The sequence below is a fragment of the Niallia oryzisoli genome, from assembly GCF_036670025.1.
GTDB lineage: Bacteria > Bacillota > Bacilli > Bacillales > Cytobacillaceae > Bacillus_BD > Bacillus_BD oryzisoli.
This window is the reverse complement of record NZ_CP137640.1, coordinates 2,557,739-2,580,394: the sequence shown is the minus strand read 5'-3', so window position 1 is coordinate 2,580,394 and position 22,656 is coordinate 2,557,739. Positions and strand designations below refer to the sequence as shown.

Sequence of the window (22,656 nt, the reverse complement as noted above, 5' to 3'; positions counted from 1 at the left end):
CTTTTGCTTCCTAAAAAAGCGCAAGAACCATCCTTCTTCTTCACTCAAATATACTAACATTTTTTTACAATATATCTATTTTACTAAGACAAAGTCATAAAGAAAGTTGGAAAATATCTTCGTTTGCTATTGCCTTTAGGTCAACAACTTGTTCAAAATCTTTTGGTTTATCCAAGGTTATCCCCCTTCGATTTGCAACCAAAATAATTAAGCCCAGTTCAAAGTACATATTTTTAGTTAATATTCCTTTTTCGATGTTTTTCATTATTTCGCAATAAAAAGCAATTAAAAAATCAGTCGGTAACTTTGCATAAAAATCCATTATATATTCCTCCCGATACAGCTTTTTAAAGATCCTTTTAATAATAAAACTACCTAAACTTATTTTAAAAAATCAACTGCAAAATAGGTGTCGAATTATAAATCATTTCGACTTATGTAACTAAAGTTTAATATTAATGTTCCTTATATCATTCTTCTTAACTAATTTGGAAGATCATATGAAGAAAGACTCCTTTAAGTTAAGTGAAATCCTTTACAATCTTTAGCATATTAAAAATCATAGCAAATAACACACAAAATAACTTAGTGACATTAACTATTGTCATCTTGTAAGTTGGAATGTTAAAAGTAATGTTTTTTACTATGTTGATTATGTTGTATACAAAAATGTAATATTATATGTATTTAACAGGACACACGTTCCGTTATTTGCAGTAATAATAGTGATTTTACATTTTATAGGACATACTTTCCGCTATTTATATGAAAGGTTGTTATTTTTTCTTAATTTTTAGCAAATAACGTACTCAGTGTCCAAAGGCACTCCAAAATAGATTTATTTATGATAATAACGTACTCAATGTCCACAAAAAAGTTGAATCATACAATAACAACCAGAAACGCATGGATTTTACCTTATCGATGCGTTTCTGGTTGTTATTTCTAATGATTTTTCTATTGTGATTTCGAATGTCTTTTTACATTTTCTCCACATTATCAGAACTACATAGCTTTTTTACAGTAGGACTTTAAATAGGTTTCATAGTTGATTCTTTTTCCTGATTAATTCATCTCTATCCGATGCCAATGGGGGCTGTTCCAACCATCCATTTTTTATCATAATATTCGCTCCATCCTCAGCATACAATTGAACTTCTAAGGATAGCCTGTTATACATGGCACTAATATCACCTCTAGGACTTTGGCTGATAGCTGTACCGTAATATCCTACGCTCAATGTAATCAATCCAGATGTGAAGAACATCATAAGCTTGTCAGAAAATGTATTGACTGTACTATTTGTTATTTCTGAATCCCACCCCATAGGTGCAGGGAGTTTGCTTTCCTCTAATTTACTTCTAAATAATCTAATATGTTTATTTCCAATTTCTAGTCCTTTTAAGAAGAATTGTTTTACATCCTTATCATGTGCAACCTGACTAAATCCAGTGAGTGTCGCTATTCCCAAAGCGTTTCTTTGGAGATTGGCAAATAAATTGTCTACTTCAGCGGCTGTTAATGGTCTTTTCTCGCCAAACACATCTAACATAAACCATTGCTTTTTCACAAACTCAACCTTCTCTAAATTTGGCAAGCTGGGAGATCGGATAAATAATCCTTTAGATAGTAATAAATCCGTTGATTCTTTATGTAATCGCATGGTTTCGTCTAGGCATTCCATATAATAGTTCCTAATATCTTCTCTTACAGATATTGCTATACTGCCTGCATATGATGTGAGACCAATCTTGGCCATTTGGTTTATGAAATTAAGTACAAAACTGTCGGAATAAAGTCTAGGAGCAGATAAGTCTACATCCTCTTTTATACTAAAACCATATGGAACTACATTTTTTTCCTCTGTTAAAATAGATGTAATTTTTTCAATATGTGACTTGGATAACTTTAAAGCAAATTGAATGATTGGCTTAATTTCTTCATCCTCCGCTTTTTCTAAAAAAAACGAAAGAACGCATATACTGGAACTATCATTTAAGTATTGAATCCAAAGTTGAGCCAATTCACCTGAAGTTAGCCTGATTTGCTGCCCTTTTTCCTCCATAAGTACCTCCCGAAAGAATAACTTAAAATTACCTTACCCAGAAATTACCTAAAGTATTTATGAAACACGGGGAAGATTCGAGATTGCTGAAAAAGTTTCTGCATTAGCAATCTTAAACAGGTATTGCAAGTAATCCATTGCTACTGAACGAAATCAATTTTGATAAGGCTGATACGCTACTGAAAATGGAATATGGCTCTGGCTTCGGTAGTCTATTACGCATTTTTACAAATAAGTACTTTTTAAGTGATCTCGGACGGTTTTGTAAAAAAGACCTTTACATATAGAAGTTATTCAATGGGTATTTTATTAAGAAAAGGGTAATTAAGTCTTTAAGAAAGGAATGCTGAAGCTGTGACAATAAACATTCAAAGATTTCTTAATATAGCTATGGTTTTAATATCATGGTTAACCTTACCCCTAATAGGATCACGCAACATAAAAAGATTTCTTCCCGCATCCATCCTCATTTTTATCGTAGAAACGCTTCATGCAAGATATGGGAAAAAACAAAGGTGGTGGGTTTTCTTTAATAAACCTAAATCCTTCTCATTTGGGGAGTTACCCTTTCAAATTGGTCCATTTTTAGCCATCTCGTTGTGGTTTCTAAAGTGGGCTTATGGTAATTTTAAATTGTTTATTTTATTGAACGGAATTACAAATGCGTTCTTTGCATACCCAGTTACATATATTGGAAAAAAACTTAAGTATTATACAATGGTTCGATTTAATAACTTTCAATTTTTCCTTTATTTCTTTTTTAAAGCATTTCTATTGTATTGGTTCCAGTACCTTTTTGAATTAAAAGCTAATAAGAAATATTAATCCTCTACTTTTTTAAACAAGGGATTGCCTTTTCCTAGTAAGAAATTTGAAGTGAATTGTGAAGAATTATACTTAAAGTAACAGTGCTAAGGAATAACATTAATAGCATTCTTAATTTCCTAAGTAAAACAAAAAACCGTGATGTCCAAGATAAGAAATCACGGTTTTCGTTTCTTTGGTATCAAGTTTATCTATCTCCGTTTCTATTTTCACTCACACAAGTCCTTTTATTCCCATATTTTACTTTTCTGACAATGGAAATTCCCCTTTTATTTAAGGATAAAATTACTACGAGTAAAATAATTGACAAAATCATTTTAACGTGTAAAATGTTACATTCTTAATAATTCCCCTTTTTTGAGGAACCCCATTTATGCAGAATCAAAATAAATTGGAGGCACTATGTTTAATACATTCCAAAAATGGCTAAATCATCCTGTTTATTTTAGGTATTCTTTTATTATTCTTTTAATTTTAAGTAATCTTTTAAACCATTTTATGCTGAATAATGATAGTAACTTTTACATTCTCTATATTTTTTCAGCTGTATTTTTAGGGATAGGATTCTACAACAGTCCTAATTGGTTAATCGTTTTTCTTACTGTAATAGTGGTGATAAGCAGGTATTTTCTAATACCTGAATCGTCGTCACATAATATAGCAACCTTTATCATATACTTTTTTACCTACCTATTAATAACTTTTATTTCAGTTGGATTAATGAAAAATGTTCAAAAGGTTAGAAAAGAGTATGTTGCCTTATTAAAAGCTCTCTCCAATGCTTTGGATTCAAGAGATACCTATACCTTACACCATTCTGAAAATGTGGCGAGATATGCAGTAGCAATTGCCGAAAAGATGAAACTGCCAAAGGACCTATGTAATATCATTCAAGATGGAGGATTACTTCACGATATAGGGAAGATAGGTATTCCTGAACATATATTAACCAAAACTGGGAAGTTAACAGAGAGCGAATTCGATATTATTAAAAGACACCCAACCATTGGGTATGAAATGATTCAGCACGTAGAGAGTTTTAAGGAAAATGGCATTCTAGATATCGTCTTATATCATCACGAAAGATACGATGGAAAAGGTTATCCAATGGGGTTAAAAGGCAATCAAATTCCATTAGTCGCACGAATTGTTGCTGTAGCAGATACATTTGATGCAATGACTTCCCGAAGAAGTTATAGAAATGAACTTACTCAAGAATTTGCGCTAAACGAGATCAAAAAAAATAAAAAAACCCAATTTGATCCCTATATTGTTGATATTTTTCTAAGCTTATTTGTAGATGAGCAAGAAAAGGAAAATAAAATATATCATAGGTGAATGTTTTTTTCTTATGGAGTATATGTCGAACCTTGTTAAAAGAGTGTTTTTTTGAAGAAGGATTAGTTAAAAACTCGCTAACTTCCAGTAGCGAGTTTTTTTATTACAATCTGCTATTCCATTTTAAGGAAAGTACTTAGTGATGGGGTTTTTTTAATAAACCTAAATCCTTCCTATTCGGGGAGTTACCCTTCGAAAATAGTAAAAAGTCCATTTCTATGGATCTTTTTTCTTAATCTAAGAAAGCCACTCTTTCTCGGAAAAAATGTTTCGGTATGAATCTTAGGATAATAATTGCCATTTATGAACCTCCCATGACTAAAGTCACAGGTTTCAGGGTTAGTGCTAACGCACATTGACCACTTGAGGCTTAGAACACAAAGCCACTATCCCGTTGACAAAAGCCATTGGGATTACTTTTCGCAAAATGTTTGCTGCTCCGTTTACATCAGCATTTATGAGGGTTTGATCTTTAGATTGATATACCCCTCTGCTTATTCGTTTTCAGCTGAAGATGTGTTGTTCTTTATTCCCCGATTGGTAAGTTGGAATAGTATCTTCATCTAGAAAGCTTGCTTTAGATGTATAACTTTCTTCTGTAATTATGACTGCGATTCCTTCCGCATTTGCTTTATACATAATCAGTTCAATCAAAAAAATGAGGTATTTGAACAAAGTTTTGATTATTTTTCTTTCCTAAGTTACTTTCTTTTTTTCCAATGATGATTTTTCCAATGACAATAGTATCAATCTGGTGTTCTTTCGCTATTTTAACAATGTTAAAACTCACCTTATGAAAGAAGTCTTTTATTTTTCTATATCTTTATTAATCGAAGCCTATCAATCTCCTTGTTTGATAGACACTCTTATGGCCTTTTTTGCCATTACGAAGAACCGCGTAATACCGACTACGCATTTTGTTATACCACTGGTTCACACATTTTACTCTTCCGCCCTTAAACAGACAGGGAGTCATACCAGTGTTTGTGGCTACAGAAGCTATATTATCAATTCCTAAATCAACCCCCATACATCTTTCTTTTTTCGCTCCTATTTCTATTTTTTTTCCTATTAACATAACGAATTCTACTGTAAAACGGTCATATTTGGGTACGATTCTTACCTGTTGGAAGAAACCGGTCATTTTGGCTAATCTCCCAATGTTTAACTGAAGCTTCTTTTCGGAAACTTTAGATATTTTTCTTCTTTGATTTTACAATATTCTATCATCCTTACTTTGTACCACTTGCCCCAAATCCAGATGTCCCTCGTACAGATTGAGATAGTTCATCTACCTCTATAAGCTGAATCGACGGGACAGTCTGAACCACCATTTGAGCAATACGCATGTTTTTTTCGACTATGAATTTTTCCTTACCAAAATTAATTAAGATAACACCAATTTCTCCTCTATATCCTTCATCAATGGTCCCCGGACTATTAAGGACAGTTACACTATGTTTTAATGCTAGTCCACTTCTTGGACGAATTTGTGCTTCCGCTCCCTTTGGCAGTTCTATTTGTATACCTGTTTGAATTAATCTTGCTTCTCCTGATGGAATCATGACGGTTTCAACTGAATAAAGATCCATTCCGGCATCCCCTGGATTTGCTTGCAAAGGAAGCAATGCATCAGTGTGAATTCTTTTGATTTTTACTTCTAAGTTCATGTTTAGTTCTCCTTATCTACTAAAATTAAAGGTTTCATCTGTAATAGGAGCCACTTTCGCTTTGGCATAGGTAGATCCCTTTTGTGAAAAGAAATCATACGTGGAGCCTTCATTACGAATGCCATTCATCACAATGGGATTGACTTCTTCCTCTGGAAACATAGATTCGAAGCCGACATTCATTAACGCTTTGTTCGCGTTATAACGTACATATGCTTTAACCTCTGGTGATAAGCCTGTTTCAGCATAAACATCATCGGTGTATTGCATTTCATTTTGGTACAGGTCCAATAATAATTCATAGCCCCATACTTTCAACTTATCTTGCTTTTCCTTTGTAAATTGCTTAAATAAATTTTGCGCAAAAAATCCTACTGCCACACCGTGAATTGATTCGTCACGCAAGATTAGTGAAATAATCTCTGCGCTATTACGCAGAAAACCTTGTCCGCCTAAATATAGAGGATAGAAAAAGCCAGAGTAGAATAAAAAGGACTCAAGCATGACAGATGCAAACATCGCTTTCCATAAGCTTTCTGAATTTCCTTCTTCAATACTGTTATAAATTTCGCCAATTTTATTAGCTTTATATTGAAGAAATTCGTTTTTCTTCACCCATTCAAAAAGCTCGTCGATTTCTGTGTTCGTACACAGGGTTGTAAAGATATAAGAGTAAGATTTTGCATGTATGGCTTCAAAAGCTGCAAATACAGTGAAAACACTCTTTTCCTGTAAATCCGTTGCATAAGCAGCAATATGATTCATACCAATATTTGTCTGAACCGTATCAAGTAATGTCAATCCAGCAAAGACCTTTTTATATGTATCCTGATGTTCAAAGCTTTGCCATTGTTTAACGTCTTTACTGACGGCAATTTCTTCCGGAAACCAAATTTGCTTCCATTGCTGATCCCAAAATACTTGTGCAAGTTCACTCGTTGGCTTATTCCAATTGACCGCCTCATAGGTTAAATTTGACATGCTACACACTCCTCTAATGTTTGTAATCGTTGACGTACATAGTAAACCGACTTAATCCCCTTCATCCAAGCATAAATATAAACTTTTGCTAATTGCTCGGTTGTCCAATTGTCAGTAACATAAAGCGTCATTGAAATACCTTGATCTACATGTTTTTGAGCAGCAGCATATACATCTATTAAATCATAAGGATCTACATCGTATGCCTCCACATATAAATGAGTATTCTCGTTTGTTAAATGAGGCATTGGATAAATCGTGCGGCTATCGGCATAATCACGTATTTCCACACGTTCAGTACAAGGAGCCATGGAAGCAGTGCAGCTGCGAATATATGAAATACTGCCCGTTGGCGCAATAGCAAGTCGATAGGAATGAAATAAGCCATATTGCATAATATCTTCCTTTAATGACTCCCACATCTTTTGAGTGATGAGTGGAATATTTCCCAGTGCTTTTAACACAACTGGTGCTAATTCTTGTTCCTCTTTATTCACATAAGGATCAAAATAAATTCCTGATGCATAATCACTATCCTTAAATCGGTAGAATGTGGCATCACGTTCTTTCGCAATTTCCATGGATGTTTTCAGTGAATAATAGTTCACTGCTTCCATAAAGCAATCGATAAATTCAATGGATTCCTTTGAACCATACATAATTCCCTGTGTCACAAGATGTCCATGTAAATTCATTACACCAAGCCCGACAGAATGCATGATTTGATTTGCCTTGGCAACAGACGGCACATTTTTGATGTCGGTCATTTGTGAAACGTTGGTTAACAAACGCATAGCTGTATCAATTAACTTTTCAAAATCCTTCACTTTACTAGCTTCATGAATATCAATTGATCCTAAATTACAGGATACATCTAAGCCGTATTCGTTTGGTTCGTCTTGGTCTGTAATCACACTAGTTTGCTGTACTTGCAGTATTTCTGTACACAAATTAGACATTTTCACACGACCAATGTTTTTGAGTGAATGGACCTCGTTGACATTATCATCAAAGATTTCAAATGGGTAGCCCGATTCGAATTGTGCCTTTTTTACTTCCGTATAAAGTTTCCTTGCATTTAGTCGTTTTATTTTACGGATATTCGGATTATCTAACAGCTCGTAATACATCTCTGTAATCGAAATCTCAGACATCCGTTTGCCATATTCTTTATAAATATCGTATGGACTAAACAACACAATATCTTTATCCCGTTTCATCAGTTCAAAGAAAATATTCGGAATAATGATCCCTGTTGATAGTGTGGCCAGACGGATTTTATCGTCAGCATTTGGTTTTTTAGAAGAAATAAAGTTTTCAATATCTGCATGAAAAATATTTAAGTAGGCAACACCAGATCCGTTTCGCTGCCCTAATTGATTAGAGTAGCTAAATGAGTTTTCTAGAAGCTTTGCAACTGGGATGACACCACTTGCACGGTTTAAAATCCCTTTTATCGGATCCCCCAGTGGTCGCAAATCCGTTAAGTTCACGCCCACACCACCACCTAAACGGGATAGCTCTAAGCAATAACCAATATTTTCAGCGATGCTATTCATGGAGTCATCCATTGATAATTTAAAACAGCTCACTAACTCGCCACGTGCTTTCTTCCCGCTATTTAAAGCAGTTGGTGTGGCAGGTTGATATGCCTCCATTATGGCCTCAACTGCACGTTCTGCTAGATTAGGATTTCCTTGTGCTAAATACAAGGCAATGATTACAATACGATCTTCATATTTTTCTAGAATTTCTTCCCCATCACGACTTTTCATCGCATAACTATCGTAAAACTTACTAGCACTCATAAAAGAAGGAAACCGGAAATGATAGTCATAGGCTTTTTTGTACATTTTTTTAATAAATTCCATATCATACAGGTCGATAAATTCTTTTTCGTAGTAACCTTCATCTACTAAATAACGAATTTTTTCTTCAATATCAATAAAGTAACGCAGACGTACATTTACATATTCTAAAAAGTAACGTCGCGTTGCTTCACGATCTTTTTCCAATTCTAATTGTCCCGTAGTGCTATAGCGATTAAGGACATCATTATTTAGCTTTAAATACGTTTTCATCCCGTCACCCTCGTTTCATAAAACTTTTGAATGGCTTCGTAATCAGCTTGATATCCTCGTAAATCTAGTTTGCGAACTAGGGGTATTTGATACGTCGCTGCAATTTTATCACCAGCACCGCCAAATACCGTATGACCGAAGTTACTATTTCCACTAACAACTACACCTTTACAAAAGTTTGCGTTTTGCTCTAAAAATCGTACAACCTTTGCAGGTATTTCACCTAACCCATCTGTATAGGTAATTAATAGGTAAGGCTTATCCAACATTAATTCTTCGGAAATCTCGATTGGCTCCGTGTTTAATTTGGAAGCAATATATCGTACATTTCCAGTCCGGCTAGCATACACAATCATTGTGCAATCAGCTCAATTTGCGAAATAACTTCCTTCACATCCCCGATCAACTTTCCTTCGAATTCAAGAACAGGAACACTTAAAAAACCTGCATCGATGATTTTTTGTCTTGCTTGTTCATCTTGATCAATGTTAATAATGTCTGCTTCAAGCCCGGCTTGTTGTATTTCAGATTTTACCCAAAGACATTTAGGACAAATTGTTTTCGTATAAAGTTTCATGTATAACCCCTCTTTTCGTAATATAAGAAGGCTACCTCTTCGAAAAGAGATAGCCTAAAATGGAAACGTATAGAAATTGAAAAATGATTACGTCTCCATTTCTCAATCCCCGAAGAAATGATTGATTTGTTTTATATAGGCAGGTCTCCTGGCTTGGCTTCATTCTCCGATTCCCTTCCCGTGCCAATTCACAGTGGCTTTGAATCGTCGTCAGCTTTACAGTTGCGGGGACAGCGTCGGGATTGCACCGAACTTCCCTATTAAACTACATATAGTAGTACCTAACATAAAATAAATACAATATATTGTTTTTTTAATAAAATTAAGTGTACCATTCTTCTACTAAAAAGTAAATCTATAAATATCAACTTATTAATGTGAGAATTTTCAATTTTATACTTTGGATCGCAATAATAAAAAGTAACCATTGTTTCTTTAGTGTTGGAGGTTCGGCGTTTTACCCATATAAAAACTAAGGAGTCAGTCTCCCGCCGCTTTACAAAGGCGGGGTCTGCCCCCAAAATATGCTGTTCCTCTATTTCACGATTCCTTTTTTAACTGTTGATTATTCGAAATTTCCATTCGTCTGAATCGCTTTTTAATAACTTCTGCAATTTTTGCTCCATGAAATCGTCCATCTTCAATATAGACCTTATTCGTTGTTCCTCCGGTTACAACGCCTGCGAGAAATATGTTCTCAATATTCGTTTCATAGGTTTCTTTATCAAACATAGGCACTAATGAAGATTCATCCATTTGGATTCCTATACTTTTAAGCATTTTACTATCTGGTTGATAACCAATCAGCGGAAAAACAAAGTCATTTTCTATACTTACTGTTTCTTTAGGAGTTCCAAGAAGCACGGAATCTTCAGCAATTCTAAGAACCTTCGATTGTGGAAAGAATTGAATCTTTCCTTTTTCAATGAAATTTCGTATATCCATTAACAGTGTAGGTTTAATCCCGTGGTAAGCAGATTCCCCTCGATGAACTAATGTTACTTCCGCTCCGTTACGATATAAGTCAATGGCTGTCTCAATCGCTGAATTTTTCCCACCAACCACCAAGACTCGTTGTCCATAAAACTGGTGTCCCTCGTGATAGTAATGTATTACTTTTGGAAGGTCTTCACCTTCAATATTTAATGGTTTGGGGTTATCGAATATTCCTGTAGCGATAACAAGCATTTTTGCTTGGTAATGGATAGACCTTCCTTGTTGATTGATCGTATTTAGAGTGAAACACTCTGGCTCTTTAATGATTTTTGTGACTTTGTGATAACATTTAATCTCAAGAGATTGTCTAGAAACAACAGATTGATAGTATTTCATTAATTCATGACGGGTTGGACGTTCATCTTTAGAGAGGAAAGGCACCCCACCGATTTCTAAACGATCGGATGTACTATAAAAACGAACATTCAATGGACTTTTTACAATTGAATTGACAATTCCCCCTTTTTCCAAGACAACATAAGTTAGGCCTTGTTCCTGAAGGGCAAGTCCTGTTGCTAAACCACAAGGTCCCCCGCCAATCACAATAACATCGTAAATCATATATCATTCGTCCTTACAATTTATTACACCCGCAATTTTCTAACGGATACAAACACCATATTAACCCAATGTAGCCCATATTATACTGGTTTAATCGCTCAAATATCTTTATCATTTTTATATGAGGCAGAAAAATTTTTCCATTTTTCACATGAATTTCACACTTTCCCTGTAATCTGATATAGTGTTTTAAATAACTCATTTGCAGTAATTATTACATTTATTTTATGGAGGAATATAGAAGTGAAGAAAATACTAATTGCTACATTAATATTTATATTTGCCATTTCAACAAACGCTTTTGCCCATACTCATTTAGAGAGTTCTTCTCCAGAAGATGGACAAGTTGTTACAGAAGAACTTCGTGAAATCACATTAAATTTTGAGGGTAAAATAGAACAAGGCAGTAAATTTGAGCTAAGTAATACTCAAGGCCAATCTATGCCTGTTGAAAATATTTCTATTAATGAAGGTAAAATGATAGGCAGCCTTGCAACCCCTCTAGAAAATGGAGAGTATCTTGTAAATTGGACTATTATTGGGGCAGACGGACATCCAGTTGATGGAGAGTTTTCGTTCACTGTAAATGTTTCTGCTTCCGAAACGACACCTGAAAATGAAAATGCAACAACAAATCAACAAAATTCTAGTCAAGATGAATCGGTTCATGAACACCATGAACAGACTGACGATAACATAGCAAATGAGCAAACTGAAGAAAAAGATGAGGGAAAATTACCGTCTTATTTAATTCCTGTAATTATTATTGTATTAATTGCGATTGCTGCTGGGGTCCTTTTCGGATTCCGCAGAAAAAAATAGTTCATATTAATGATAAAAAGCCGATAATTTCTTAGTTAAGAAAAAATCGACTTTTTGAATTTCGTTAAAACAAACAGTTTTAAGAATTGTTGGTTGAGAATGGACAATATACTAATTCACAGGCACGGTAGCTGAACCGCAAAAATCTTGCGTGTAAATCAATTTTGGCGTGTCTTTACGCTTCTTCCCTATAGATGTCCTCAAGGATAACCAAAGAGAGAGCTATTCTATCCTGTTCTCCCCCCACACTGTTTGATTTTCTATTTATTTCAAAAACACAATTGTTACCATATTATTCTTTCACTTCAATCACAAACGGAAATGCTCGTACTTTCCCATTCTGTTGGAATTCAGCCCAGATTTTATAAATGCCAGGCTTTTTAAATGTTGTTTCAAAAACCGTATCGGTATCATTTGAAGGATGTACATGGAGAAACTCCTTTCCATATTCATCCAAAATGACGACATGGCCCATTGCTCCTAAATATGGGGTAAGATCTGTTTTGTCAAGGTCAAAGGTTAGTATAACGTTTTCCCCTGCTTTAAAGGAACTGACATTCATCGTTACCTTTTCCCCATCCACACTCTTGGTAAAATCAGTGTCTGCTTCTAATGCATGGCCACGCACATCAGTATTTACTGGTGGTGATCCAACCACAAATGGAACTGGTTCTACTTCATAAGCAAGCGATTTAGGCCTAATATCGATAAATGCCTTATAATAACCTTCAGGAAGTAAATTTCCAATCGCAAATTCTCCTTTACCTGTTCTTTCTGGATGCAAATGATAGTACTTCTGCAGCTGATCGTCGACGATTATTAGATGGAGAATCTTTTCATGCTTCACTTCTAAATCATCAACTGGATTTCCAGCCTTATCTTTTAAAAAAATCTTTATATTATTCTGATCATTATAAACATAAGCATTAACTTGGCTGCCTTTGCTATGCGAAGTGCCCTCTTCATGGCCATGGCCGCCTTCCTCCCCATGAGCGATTGTTTCTTCTACTTCCATACTTTGGTCTGTACTCTCCATGTCATCCATGGTCTCCATACTTTTCTTACTTTCCTTATCCTGCATTCCTGCCTGGACAGCGTTTGTCTTTTCATCTGCGAACCATTTGTCATAAGCCTGAAAACCCACAAAGAAAATGGTTACATAAAGCGTTCCTGCTATTGCCCAATTTCTCAATACTTTCACTCCTACCTTCTATTGGATACATTCTTTTACTTGATATATTCTTAACATACTGCCGAAAGGCTAAACTCAAACCGCAAATCAATAGAACGATAGCGCAAAGATTTTGTTAGTCTCCGCCAGAAAATGGGATATTCCGGCAAAAAAATAAACCACATACAGTGGTTTATTCTCTCAAAAAACTTCGCATTAAACATTATGCGGTATCTGCATCTATACACACGGATGTAATTCGGCACACTCTCCAACTTGTTGTTCTACTTACTTGACAATATCTGCATTTAATCTCCAATCATATGGATATTCTTCTGTGGCGGCCGTTCTGACTGCTGCCGGTTCCCCCAATATTTTTCCAACAAGATACAGTGACATGTCGATACCGGCAGAAACACCTGCGGAGGTAAGAATATTTCCTTGATCTACATAACGCACCCTTGGAGTAACCGAAATATCTGGATAATTCGACTTCAAATAATCCAAAGCAAGAAAGTGAGTTGTGGCTTTCTTTCCTGACAGGAGACCTGCCTCCGCCAGCAGGATTGCACCTGAGCAAACAGACGCAACAATGCCGCCAGACTTATAAAATTCCGAAATCCACTGAATTAACTTTTTATTTTCAATACTTTTTTGAATCGCATAGAGCGGCCCTCCTGGTACAATAAGAATATCCATTTTAAAATCCATATTCTCAAAGCCATAGTCAGGCTGAACCTTAAGCCCATTATTTGAAGAAATGATGGCACCAGTTTGCGAAATAGTTTTAACAATAAATGGTTTTTCCTCATTCGCTAATCCTTTTGTTAACATTTTGGAAACTTTGTCATCTTCATAAACGGCAAGCGAAAACACTTCAAACGGTCCTGCATAATCCAGCACATCCACATCTTCAAACAGCAAAATTCCTACATTCCATTGTTTTTTCATAATAATCCTCCCCATACAAACCATTTATTAAAAGATATATTCCTATCATAGGATTCAAGTAGTCTTTTAAGACCGCAAGAACATAGTATACTCACGCAATATTTTTTCAGTTTCCCGCAACGTAAAAATATGAACCTGTCCCCGCTAAAAATTGTGGGGCATTCGTTTTTATGTGCCAAACACTCAACAACTTTTTGCGGTCATCATGCTCAATGTTTGCGGTTTTGGCATCTATCAACTGCCGTATGATAATTTCAAAGCAAATGAAGCCGAGTAGAAGGAATCGATCATAAGATTCAAAAGCTTTTTGCTTTAATAAAAATGAAAGGTGTTGTTATGATGTCAAGTCAAACACAAATCCAGGCACCAACCATGAAAAGTTTGTTTGCCAATCGCTTTGTTCAATCCATTTTATTTTCAGGACTGTTTTTACAGTTAGGAATCTGGGTCCGAAACTTTGCTATCTTGATGTTTGTGACAGAACAAACTAATAAGGATCAATTAGCCATATCGATGATTTCCATTGCTGAATTCGGGACAATCTTCTTATTCTCCTTTATTGGCGGGACTTTTGCCGATCGTTGGAGACCAAGACGTACGATGGTTTTATGTGACCTGCTTAGAGCACTTTCCGTGTTTATCGTTCTAATGGCGCTGATGTTTAGCGGTTGGAAAGCCATCTTTTTCGCCACACTCGTGTCTTCTGTCTTGTCACAGTTTTCCCAGCCTTCGAGTGTGAAATTGTTTAAGCTTCATGTTCCAGAATCCTTAATGCAGCTTGGAATGTCCATGAACCAAACGATGCAGTCTATCTACCAATCATTGGTACGCTTATTTACTTTCAATTCGGTATCCATGTTTCAATCGCCATTATGGGTACTTGTTTTCTCCTATCAGCTCTTGTCCTTGCCTTCTTACCCTCTGATCAAAAGGTAGAAGCGGTATCGGCAGCAAATGTATCCCTGGAGATGAAAATGGGTTTGCGTTATGTTTTTTCAAATAAGCTTTTTCTCTACATGGGTGGTTTTTTCCTGTCGGCCGGTATGGGACTGGGACTTGTAAACCCGCTGGGCATCTTCTTGGTCACCGAAAACCTTGGATTGTCGCACAAAGCTTACAATGGTTCACCGCTTTAAATGGTGTAGGGATGATCCTTAGAGGTATTGGGGCAATGGCGCTCTCTAAAAAGGTCACACCTCAGAAAATGCTTCTTATTGGATTTGTTTCGAGTGCCGTTTCTGTAGCGATATTGGGGTCAGTTAAACTGGTAGGGGTTGCCCTATTCGCTCAATTCGTATTTGGAATCATGGGTCCCCCTATCCATATTGCTTGTAATACATTAATTTTAACAAACGCTGAAGAATCATTTGTCGGCCGAGTCAACGGAATTCTAACTCCACTATTTATGGGTGGAATGGTGTTGAACATGAGCTTGGTTGGTCCATTAAAGGCAGAATTTCCGCTAATTGTTATGTATCTTTTGGCGTCCTCCCTATTTTTTATTGGTGCATTAGCATTGCTGCCAATGCTCAGAAAAAAAGAAGCGAATCATGTAAAAGTAGTAACAATGCAGAAGCAACATTAAAAATGGATCTCATAGCATTCAGTAAATTCTGGCTTTATTCAACACACTTTATCCATGTAAAATTTATCATTTAATAGAATTAGACTGGTTGGACCAATTCTTGGAAGGTAACCTGTTAAAGAATTGGGCAGCTTTTTGTAGACTGTCCTTTCTTTGTACTTTAGCTGGAGTTTGTGGAAAAAGGATTTTTTAAAAATAAAATGCCCGACCGATTTTGGAAGGGCATTTTTTGTTATTTTTGTTTTGCAATGTCTGATCTATTAGGTGCAAGTGGAGGTTGTTCTAACCATTTATTATTCACCATAATATTAAACCAGTTTTTTGTAACCATAAGATTTTGGATAATCGTTGCTTCATAAGTGGCCACGAGGTCCGTTCGCATGGCTGTTGCTAAACCAGCACCGTGATAGGTTTGTGCAGTTTGAAACAAAAATCCCATGTGGTACATTAATAATTTATCAGAAAATGGAGAATCAGTTGAAATGGTTACTTCCGTTTCCAATGATTTTGGAACAGGTAAGTTATCAGCTTGGAGTATTTTTGCTAACGCTTTTATTTGTCCATCAGCTGTTTTCTCAGACTCAGTTAAAAATTTTCTAACTTCTTTGGATTCGGCCACCTGGCTGAATGCAATCGAAAGGGTTTTAGCCATTATACTTTTTTTCAGATTAAAAGAAATACTAATGATTTCTGTAGCAGCAAGAGTTCTCCCTTTTCCAAAAAGACCATCTTTGAAATCTTTGCTTAAAATAAATTGAGGGTGTTCATATGCATAAAATAATGGGTCTCTCTGAAAAAGTCCTTTATCAAGCAATAACTCAATCGTTTGGTGATACATCTTTTTTGCATCATTATCACATGAGTCGTAAAAATCCCGTAAATCTTTTCTAACAGAAATGCTTAATGCAGAGATATGTCCTAGTAATCCGTGTAAGGACATTACGTGTAAATAATTCAGGCAGAATGCATCTGAAAACAATCTTTGTTTTCCTAAATATAGGTCGGTTTCATTGAATCCAATTGGAACAGGAAACCCCTCATTCTCAAAAAAAGTGATAAGCTCACTCTTTTGTTTATCGAATGTCTTGAGAGCATCATTAAAAACCGCTTTTATTGCTTCATCCTCAATAATGGAGTACATATATCTATTTACTACATCTATTGCTGTTCCGTTTACATACTCACCCCATAAAGAACCAATTTCAGAAGATGTCAATTTTAATTTTTCCGTATCCATATTTTCACCTCTTAAGTATTATTTCCCAATTTAAGAAGCGATATGATTTTCTTGGTTTTAATGTACTGTAAGTTTTCAGTATTTCTTTTAATAGTTCTGTGAAGAAATTAAATTATAGAAAAAGAGGATGCAATTCGGCACCCTCTCTAACTTGTTTTTCTACTTACAGAATATCTGCATATACAAAGAACTGTAATCTAGGAAAAGTCTGTCTATGAGATTGAGATTGAGATTGAGATTGGATTGAAAAATTAAAAACTTGTAAAGGTGACAAACTATTTGTTGTGCTTGAAGATCACTACTTATTTTGACTAACATTTCGTGCTGCTGTTGTAGGAAGCAAAAAAAGGCTTGCAGGAGTTTATTATCTGCTGCCCGATAGGAATGTTTTCTTCTAAATTAAGAAAAAGGATTGGATATTGTCTATAGTCAATCTCCAATCCTTTAATTGTGAAACAAGATTATTCGGGTGGTCCCTGTGACCTGAATTAATTTTCAATACTCCTAATGGTGTCCATGATTTTAAGCAAGTGGATATTACCATTCATATCTAAATTTATATTACACAAATTAATATTGTTTCTATATTAACTCTTAAGGGAGGGCTAAAATTCTATGGGTAAAAATGCTAAGGTTACATTTCACGGAATATTTTGTCAAACTGCAGATGATGCAGGTTCAAACATTGAGGTTTTTGGTAAAGTATATGCAAGAACACAAAGTCAAACAAATGTTTTATGGGATGTTCAGGATGGTGATGGTGTTAACATAGCTCCTCAATCTGTTTATTTACCTGGTCAACCAAAAACCACTATTACTGTTCATGATAATGAAGCTTTGTTTCTTGGTGCTAGATTATTTGAAGAAGATGATTTTGAAAATGATAAATTTGATGGAAGGGAGAAAAGAGTAGAACTATTTGATATTAATTCTGCCGAAAAATATTTTCCTGTACCCCTTGTTGAGGTGGATGGCGGTTCAAGAATTCGGGTTGATTTTACAGTTGTTGAGGACCATTAACGTTCCGATTTGAACAAATCAAAAAAACAGTGCTAAGCTCTGTTTTTTTAAAGCGACGTCCTTTTTTACGCAGCGTTTTTATAGTCTTACGGAATTCTTGTCGACGCTCTTTTGCGGTTGTGCTGTGATATTCATTAATGGTTTCTGTTTTGTTATGACCGAGTTGTTCTGCGATATATAAATCTAAAATGTTTTAGATTTCCATTTTTTCAAGCTTTTCATATGAAAAATTCAATTTTTTAGCTCCACTAGGATCATTTTGGGGATAATATTATGTTTTTCCATCCTTTGTTGTACTTTTAGCCCATATTTTTTTTGGAACCATTTCATTTAATTTTGGATGAGAAGAGACTTAATCCATCACTTTTTCGATTAGAACAGCTTTTGTAAGCTGCCCTGAAAGAATTTGCTTAAATGCATCAAGTTCCATCTTCTCAACATAGGCTTTACGTAGATCATGGACACCAGAATACTTTACTTTGCTTCAGGTGGTCACAGTGACTTTTTAAATCTGAACCACAAAAGCTACAGTAAACACTTCGCCGTCCTGTTGGAATTGCCCCCATATTTTGTAGATTCCGCTTTCCGGAAAAGTAGTCTCGAATAAAGCATCGGGGCCACTGCCTTGATCTTCCAGCGCATGAACATGTAAATAGCGCTCTCCGTCCTCAGAAAATACCACTACATGCCCAATAGATCCTAAATAAGGTTCAAGGTCAGTAATAGGCTGATTTGTACTTTCATCAGTTACTGCATACTTTAGTGTTACCTCTTTCCCTGCGGCAAGCTGAGAATCAAACGATAACGATATTTTCTTCCCATCAACTGACTTTTCAAGAATATCATCTACCGTAACAGCTTCTGTTAGTGCAGTCTCCCCTTTTACCGTTACCCACTGCAATTTCGTCATAGAACTGCCATCAGCAGGTTTGAAGTCTGCGGCCATTCGATACTCTCCGCCAGCAGGGAACTCATTAGCAATTTCAAAAACACCCCTGCCTTTGTATTCAGGATGGACATGATTAAAATACGACAAATCTTTGCTTACAATAATTAAATGCAGTAATTTTTCATGATTTATTTCAAAATCCTCAATGGGCTTACCGTTGTTTGTCATGCGAAGACGAATCAACGTTTCCTTGTCGGAAGCTTGATTGTCATCAAGCTCCCATTCAACCTGTACATCTTCCGTCACCATTCGGTCACTTATTTGGATGTCTTTCTCTTCTTCCCAAGAAGCATTCGTCCCACAGGCGGTAAGCATAATAGATAATAATCCCGTCAAAATAACCGTTAATAATACTCGCTTATTCATAACGCAACGCCTCGTTCAATGGAGTTTTGGCTGCTCTTCTTGATGGGGTAAAACTTAAAAATAAACTAATCAAGATTCCAAACAAGAAGATAATGAATAGAATCAAAGGTGAAACACCAAATTCAAAGGTTAAGGAATTAATCTCTACAAAACCTGAAGTAATGTAGATTAAAAGAATCCCAAATAAGATTCCAATGACCGTTGCAGCAAGACCGATTCCAAATCCTTCCAACAAAATCATACTGATAATCTGACTCCGAGTAACCCCTACCGCACGCATCATCGCAATTTCTCGGACCCGCTCCATGATATTAATCAGCAACGTATTGGTAATACCAATACCAGAGACAATAATCCCAAGGACAACAAGCGCGTTAATGATGCTAAAGGATCCTGTGATGGTTCCGCCGATCATCGAAACCCAATCCTCAGGTCCCCACATTTCTTCGATCCTTTCACCAAACTGATCATATATGTTTTCTCTCAATTGAAGAGGACTTGTTTGCTCATCTTTGACTACCAAAATATTTCTCTCATATTTCACTCCGAAATTCTCCTTGAAATGCTCCTCTTGCATAAAGCCGCTATTACCGCTGTTCTTCATTGTATCTACCACACCGCCAACTTTAAACGATTTTTCCCCCTCTAGAGTTTCAAGAGTGATGCTTTCCCCAATCTTTCCTCCCCAGGCTCCATAAGAAATTTTATCAAGAATAATTTCATCACTCTTTAAATTCTTGATGATTTTACTATGTGTGCCACTTGAAACGGAAAACAGCGGGAATTGATCGATCCAATCAGTTCCTACTCCAAATATTGGGAGCATCCGTTTTTCGCCTTCCATATTCCATACAATCCCTTGCAAGGAATATGCAGCAGCATTTGCGACCCCCTCTGTATGTTTGATCTTTTCTAGATCCTCTTTTTCAATGTGGTGGAACATAATGTCTAGGTTTCCGCCGTAAGAATCGTGAATCACTCTTTCATAAGACTGTAAAATCGCAGAATTTAAAGAACTCATTAACACAATCATCGCAATCCCAAGACTAAGGATGACTGAAGTCATGGACGTACGACCAATATTGCGATTTAAATTACGGATCGCCATGTCTCCAACAAATCTGAATGCAAGACGATAGATCCCTTTCAACAGAAAACTAAACAGTGTAAAAAGATAAGGAAATACCAAAACAATCCCGATCATCAGCGGCAAGACTAAAATCAGATGTTTAATAAAGAAGCTTGATAATATTAGTAGAACTCCAATCATTCCAAGCCACTTGTTTTTTAGATTCGCTTTTGCTTTGTTCTCTTTTAATGTTTCAATAACACTTACCTTGCCAACCTGATAAATGGGATACCAAGAGGCAAGAATCGGAATAAGTAATCCAGCCGTAACGGATACGATTAAACCAGTTGTAAGCATCATCCCACTGTTGCTTTGGACACCATAAATCATAAAAATAAGAGTCTTTAATCCGAGCGCAAGACCGTACCCAGCCAAAAGACCAAGAACCGTTCCTATAGTGGAAAGAAGGAAAACTTCCGATAGCACCATTGTCTGCAGTTGTCCAGGGGTATAACCGATGGTCTTCAACACAGCAAATTCACTTATTCTTTCTTTAATGCTTACATATAGTGAATTAAAAATGATAAAGGCACTCAGTGCGATTCCTAGAAAACCAGCCATATAGAGGGCTATAAAGAAAGTATTTAGATCTTTAAATACAGTGTCAAAATTAACGACCATTGGCTGCATATAAATGCCGTTATTGCTTTTCACCACATGATTCAATGCTTGCTCAACCGTATCAAGTTGATTTGGATTTTCTGCCTTAACCTGGATCGCTTGGATCTTCCCGTTTAAATCAAACCAATTTTGAACAACTGGCAGCGGAACCGCTACCGCCCAGTGGTGGTATTTGGCCATATTCCAACTGGAAGGCCCCATTAAGTCTTTTGTGTATTGAACAATGGCCGTTACTTTAATCTTTTTAACGCCACTGTCTGTATCAAAAGAAATCGTATCGCCAACTTTGGAGCTCCATACCTTTGCTGTTCTATCCGTAATTACTGCTCCCCCTGCTTTTAAATCACCTTCAATGACTTTAAATCCAGTAACGGAAGTATTAAGCTCGCTATAACCGGTGAGCACGACTCTTTTCTGAATATCAGAAATCCCTTTTTCTTCCGTAATGAGCTTGGTATTTTCCTTTAACAACGAGATAGCTGTATAATCTTGACCCGAGGACATCTGTTTGTGAATATCTTCTGAAAAATAAGCTTCGGTTCCTGCAATATTAAAATCTGCCTTTCCAAAGGCTTCCTTTAAGTAAATGGGAAAGGCCTTTTCTGCAGTATCCACAGCAGCAATGACTCCAAATGTAGAGGCAACCCCTATCACGATAGACATAATCGTGAGAAACGTCCGCATCTTCCGCCGCATTAAATTACGCCATGCGATTAGCCACTGTTTCATGTCGGTTGCCTCCTTTATTTCCATCTGTCACAACTACTCCATCTCTTACAACGATGATTCTGTCTGCCACTTGTGCTGCTTGGTGATCATGCGTCACCATAACAACTGTAATTTTTTCTTCTTTATTTAACACTGATAATAGCTTTAATATGTCTTCACCATTTTTTTGATCGAGATTTCCGGTAGGTTCATCAGCTAAAATTAAACTTGGTTTCATCGCTAACGCCCGCGCTATCGCTACCCGCTGTTGTTGGCCGCCGCTTAACTGGGAAGGGAATGCTGACTCTTTTCCTTGTAAATTTACATCTGATAACAATTTTTGGACAACCGAATTTATTTCCTCTTTTTTCGCATGATTAGCGGAAAGTGCAAGGGCGATATTTTCTCCAACCGTCATCATCGGTAAAAGCTGATAGTTTTGAAAAATAAAGCCAACCTTTGTACGTCGGAATAAGGTACGCTGTTTTTCATTTAGTTTGTTTAATTCAATCCCATCCACTTCAATCGTTCCAGACGTTGGAAGATCCAGTCCGCCTATCAGTTGTAATAGTGTACTTTTTCCGGATCCACTTGGCCCCATAATGGCAACAAATTCGCCTTTACCGACTTGGATAGTAGTATTCTTTAACGCAAAGAAATCTCCTGACTCTAATGCATATACTTTTGAAACATCCGAAACTGAAATCATATGTTTTTCCCTCCAATTTATATAAGTCATTTTCCGTAAGATTATTTATTTTCTATATTCACATTGTACTTAGTAACCCCCCTTATCAAACCGCACTCTTTTTGGAGGGCCCCCGCACAATTTCATGAAACACACCGCACGCTATGTGGGAACGACCGCAGGATTTTGCGGTACCCCGAAATACTTTTGCGAGTAAAGAAAAAAACTGCCAGTAAATCCCTGGCAGTTTTCATTCCTTAATAAACCAATCCACAATTCTTACATGCGGGTTTTTATATTTGATTCCATTTGCTC

The 22,656-nt window shown here is 36.2% G+C and carries 19 protein-coding genes, 1 pseudogene and 1 riboswitch; of the genes and pseudogenes, 4 read left to right on the top strand and 16 right to left on the bottom strand.

Annotation, left to right across the window (positions count from 1 at the left end; all coding sequences use genetic code 11):
* Positions 1-94: 94 nt before the first annotated feature.
* Complete coding sequence (locus tag R4Z09_RS12865; RefSeq protein ID WP_338452674.1) at positions 95-322, bottom strand: hypothetical protein; 228 nt, start codon at positions 320-322, stop codon at positions 95-97.
* A gap of 720 nt (positions 323-1,042) precedes the next feature.
* Positions 1,043-2,065: a DUF3231 family protein gene (locus tag R4Z09_RS12860; RefSeq protein ID WP_338452673.1), complete on the bottom strand. Its 1,023-nt coding sequence runs from the start codon at positions 2,063-2,065 to the stop codon at positions 1,043-1,045.
* Between the two features lie 1,227 nt (positions 2,066-3,292).
* On the opposite strand from R4Z09_RS12860, the gene R4Z09_RS12855 reads away from it, so the two are divergent.
* Entirely contained in the window at positions 3,293-4,228 is a 936-nt protein-coding gene (locus R4Z09_RS12855; protein WP_338452672.1) for an HD-GYP domain-containing protein, read from the top strand.
* A gap of 646 nt (positions 4,229-4,874) precedes the next feature.
* Here the strand turns inward: R4Z09_RS12855 and R4Z09_RS31070 are convergent.
* The 8 genes from R4Z09_RS31070 to R4Z09_RS12820 all read right to left on the bottom strand — a co-directional run bounded on the left by R4Z09_RS31070 (position 4,875) and on the right by R4Z09_RS12820 (position 11,094).
* Positions 4,875-5,039 carry an IS200/IS605 family accessory protein TnpB-related protein gene (locus R4Z09_RS31070; protein ID WP_422392300.1) on the bottom strand — a complete coding sequence of 55 codons (165 nt, stop codon included), beginning with the start codon at positions 5,037-5,039 and terminating at the stop codon, positions 4,875-4,877.
* 15 nt (positions 5,040-5,054) lie between these two features.
* Complete coding sequence (locus R4Z09_RS12850; protein WP_338452671.1) at positions 5,055-5,372, bottom strand: hypothetical protein; 318 nt, start codon at positions 5,370-5,372, stop codon at positions 5,055-5,057.
* A gap of 88 nt (positions 5,373-5,460) precedes the next feature.
* Positions 5,461-5,898: a dUTP diphosphatase gene (dut, locus tag R4Z09_RS12845; RefSeq protein ID WP_338452670.1), complete on the bottom strand. Its 438-nt coding sequence runs from the start codon at positions 5,896-5,898 to the stop codon at positions 5,461-5,463.
* Between the two features lie 12 nt (positions 5,899-5,910).
* Positions 5,911-6,879, bottom strand: a complete 969-nt coding sequence (gene nrdF / locus R4Z09_RS12840; protein ID WP_338452669.1) for a class 1b ribonucleoside-diphosphate reductase subunit beta — start codon at positions 6,877-6,879, stop codon at positions 5,911-5,913.
* Positions 6,867-8,960: a class 1b ribonucleoside-diphosphate reductase subunit alpha gene (gene nrdE / locus R4Z09_RS12835; protein ID WP_338452668.1), complete on the bottom strand. Its 2,094-nt coding sequence runs from the start codon at positions 8,958-8,960 to the stop codon at positions 6,867-6,869. The genes nrdF and nrdE overlap by 13 nt, the downstream gene beginning before the upstream one ends.
* Entirely contained in the window at positions 8,957-9,316 is a 360-nt protein-coding gene (nrdI, locus tag R4Z09_RS12830) for a class Ib ribonucleoside-diphosphate reductase assembly flavoprotein NrdI (protein ID WP_338452667.1), read from the bottom strand. Before nrdI ends, nrdE begins: the two co-directional genes overlap by 4 nt.
* Entirely contained in the window at positions 9,313-9,537 is a 225-nt protein-coding gene (locus tag R4Z09_RS12825; RefSeq protein ID WP_338452666.1) for a glutaredoxin, read from the bottom strand. The genes nrdI and R4Z09_RS12825 overlap by 4 nt, the downstream gene beginning before the upstream one ends.
* A 121-nt stretch (positions 9,538-9,658) precedes the next feature.
* A riboswitch (cobalamin riboswitch) is annotated at positions 9,659-9,837 on the bottom strand.
* Between the two features lie 240 nt (positions 9,838-10,077).
* Positions 10,078-11,094 (bottom strand): YpdA family putative bacillithiol disulfide reductase, encoded by a 1,017-nt coding sequence (locus tag R4Z09_RS12820; RefSeq protein WP_338452665.1) that lies wholly within the window; start codon positions 11,092-11,094, stop codon positions 10,078-10,080.
* 243 nt (positions 11,095-11,337) lie between these two features.
* Here R4Z09_RS12820 and R4Z09_RS12815 point away from each other — a divergent pair, with 243 nt between their 5' ends.
* Positions 11,338-11,916 (top strand): copper resistance CopC family protein, encoded by a 579-nt coding sequence (locus R4Z09_RS12815; RefSeq protein WP_338452664.1) that lies wholly within the window; start codon positions 11,338-11,340, stop codon positions 11,914-11,916.
* 292 nt (positions 11,917-12,208) lie between these two features.
* On the opposite strand, the gene R4Z09_RS12810 is transcribed toward R4Z09_RS12815, so the two are convergent.
* Positions 12,209-13,108: a hypothetical protein gene (locus R4Z09_RS12810; protein WP_338452663.1), complete on the bottom strand. Its 900-nt coding sequence runs from the start codon at positions 13,106-13,108 to the stop codon at positions 12,209-12,211.
* Between the two features lie 267 nt (positions 13,109-13,375).
* Positions 13,376-14,038 (bottom strand): DJ-1/PfpI family protein, encoded by a 663-nt coding sequence (locus R4Z09_RS12805; RefSeq protein WP_338452662.1) that lies wholly within the window; start codon positions 14,036-14,038, stop codon positions 13,376-13,378.
* A gap of 372 nt (positions 14,039-14,410) precedes the next feature.
* On the opposite strand from R4Z09_RS12805, the pseudogene R4Z09_RS12800 reads away from it, so the two are divergent.
* Positions 14,411-15,623 (top strand): annotated as a pseudogene (locus tag R4Z09_RS12800) (MFS transporter).
* A 232-nt stretch (positions 15,624-15,855) separates the two neighbouring features.
* Here the strand turns inward: R4Z09_RS12800 and R4Z09_RS12795 are convergent.
* Complete coding sequence (locus R4Z09_RS12795) at positions 15,856-16,860, bottom strand: DUF3231 family protein (protein ID WP_338452661.1); 1,005 nt, start codon at positions 16,858-16,860, stop codon at positions 15,856-15,858.
* A gap of 615 nt (positions 16,861-17,475) precedes the next feature.
* Here R4Z09_RS12795 and R4Z09_RS12790 point away from each other — a divergent pair.
* Positions 17,476-17,880 (top strand): hypothetical protein, encoded by a 405-nt coding sequence (locus tag R4Z09_RS12790; protein ID WP_338452660.1) that lies wholly within the window; start codon positions 17,476-17,478, stop codon positions 17,878-17,880.
* Positions 17,881-18,385: 505 nt separating this feature from the next.
* On the opposite strand, the gene R4Z09_RS12785 is transcribed toward R4Z09_RS12790, so the two are convergent.
* Genes R4Z09_RS12785 through R4Z09_RS12775 form a run of 3 tightly spaced genes read right to left on the bottom strand, consistent with a single transcriptional unit; the run spans position 18,386 to position 22,362 of the window.
* Positions 18,386-19,195, bottom strand: coding sequence for a hypothetical protein (locus R4Z09_RS12785; protein ID WP_338452659.1), 810 nt, complete (start codon positions 19,193-19,195; stop codon positions 18,386-18,388).
* Positions 19,188-21,674, bottom strand: coding sequence for an FtsX-like permease family protein (locus R4Z09_RS12780; RefSeq protein ID WP_338452658.1), 2,487 nt, complete (start codon positions 21,672-21,674; stop codon positions 19,188-19,190). Before R4Z09_RS12780 ends, R4Z09_RS12785 begins: the two co-directional genes overlap by 8 nt.
* Positions 21,646-22,362: an ABC transporter ATP-binding protein gene (locus R4Z09_RS12775; protein WP_338452657.1), complete on the bottom strand. Its 717-nt coding sequence runs from the start codon at positions 22,360-22,362 to the stop codon at positions 21,646-21,648. Before R4Z09_RS12775 ends, R4Z09_RS12780 begins: the two co-directional genes overlap by 29 nt.
* Positions 22,363-22,656 lie beyond the last annotated feature (294 nt).

What these genes read in the sequence shown, in the direction of transcription:
- R4Z09_RS12860 (WP_338452673.1), bottom strand. Translation starts at nt 2,065, where the DNA reads ATGGAGGAAAAAGGGCAGCAAATCAGGCTAACTTCAGGTGAATTGGCT.
- R4Z09_RS12850 (WP_338452671.1), bottom strand. Translation starts at nt 5,372, where the DNA reads ATGACCGGTTTCTTCCAACAGGTAAGAATCGTACCCAAATATGACCGT.
- R4Z09_RS12805 (WP_338452662.1), bottom strand. Translation starts at nt 14,038, where the DNA reads ATGAAAAAACAATGGAATGTAGGAATTTTGCTGTTTGAAGATGTGGAT.
- R4Z09_RS12855 (WP_338452672.1), top strand. Translation starts at nt 3,293, where the DNA reads ATGTTTAATACATTCCAAAAATGGCTAAATCATCCTGTTTATTTTAGG.
- dut (WP_338452670.1), bottom strand. Translation starts at nt 5,898, where the DNA reads ATGAACTTAGAAGTAAAAATCAAAAGAATTCACACTGATGCATTGCTT.
- R4Z09_RS12825 (WP_338452666.1), bottom strand. Translation starts at nt 9,537, where the DNA reads ATGAAACTTTATACGAAAACAATTTGTCCTAAATGTCTTTGGGTAAAA.
- R4Z09_RS12785 (WP_338452659.1), bottom strand. Translation starts at nt 19,195, where the DNA reads ATGAATAAGCGAGTATTATTAACGGTTATTTTGACGGGATTATTATCT.
- R4Z09_RS12775 (WP_338452657.1), bottom strand. Translation starts at nt 22,362, where the DNA reads ATGATTTCAGTTTCGGATGTTTCAAAAGTATATGCATTAGAGTCAGGA.
- R4Z09_RS12795 (WP_338452661.1), bottom strand. Translation starts at nt 16,860, where the DNA reads ATGGATACGGAAAAATTAAAATTGACATCTTCTGAAATTGGTTCTTTA.
- R4Z09_RS12820 (WP_338452665.1), bottom strand. Translation starts at nt 11,094, where the DNA reads ATGATTTACGATGTTATTGTGATTGGCGGGGGACCTTGTGGTTTAGCA.
- nrdE (WP_338452668.1), bottom strand. Translation starts at nt 8,960, where the DNA reads ATGAAAACGTATTTAAAGCTAAATAATGATGTCCTTAATCGCTATAGC.
- R4Z09_RS12780 (WP_338452658.1), bottom strand. Translation starts at nt 21,674, where the DNA reads ATGAAACAGTGGCTAATCGCATGGCGTAATTTAATGCGGCGGAAGATG.
- nrdF (WP_338452669.1), bottom strand. Translation starts at nt 6,879, where the DNA reads ATGTCAAATTTAACCTATGAGGCGGTCAATTGGAATAAGCCAACGAGT.
- R4Z09_RS12790 (WP_338452660.1), top strand. Translation starts at nt 17,476, where the DNA reads ATGGGTAAAAATGCTAAGGTTACATTTCACGGAATATTTTGTCAAACT.
- R4Z09_RS12865 (WP_338452674.1), bottom strand. Translation starts at nt 322, where the DNA reads ATGGATTTTTATGCAAAGTTACCGACTGATTTTTTAATTGCTTTTTAT.
- nrdI (WP_338452667.1), bottom strand. Translation starts at nt 9,316, where the DNA reads ATGATTGTGTATGCTAGCCGGACTGGAAATGTACGATATATTGCTTCC.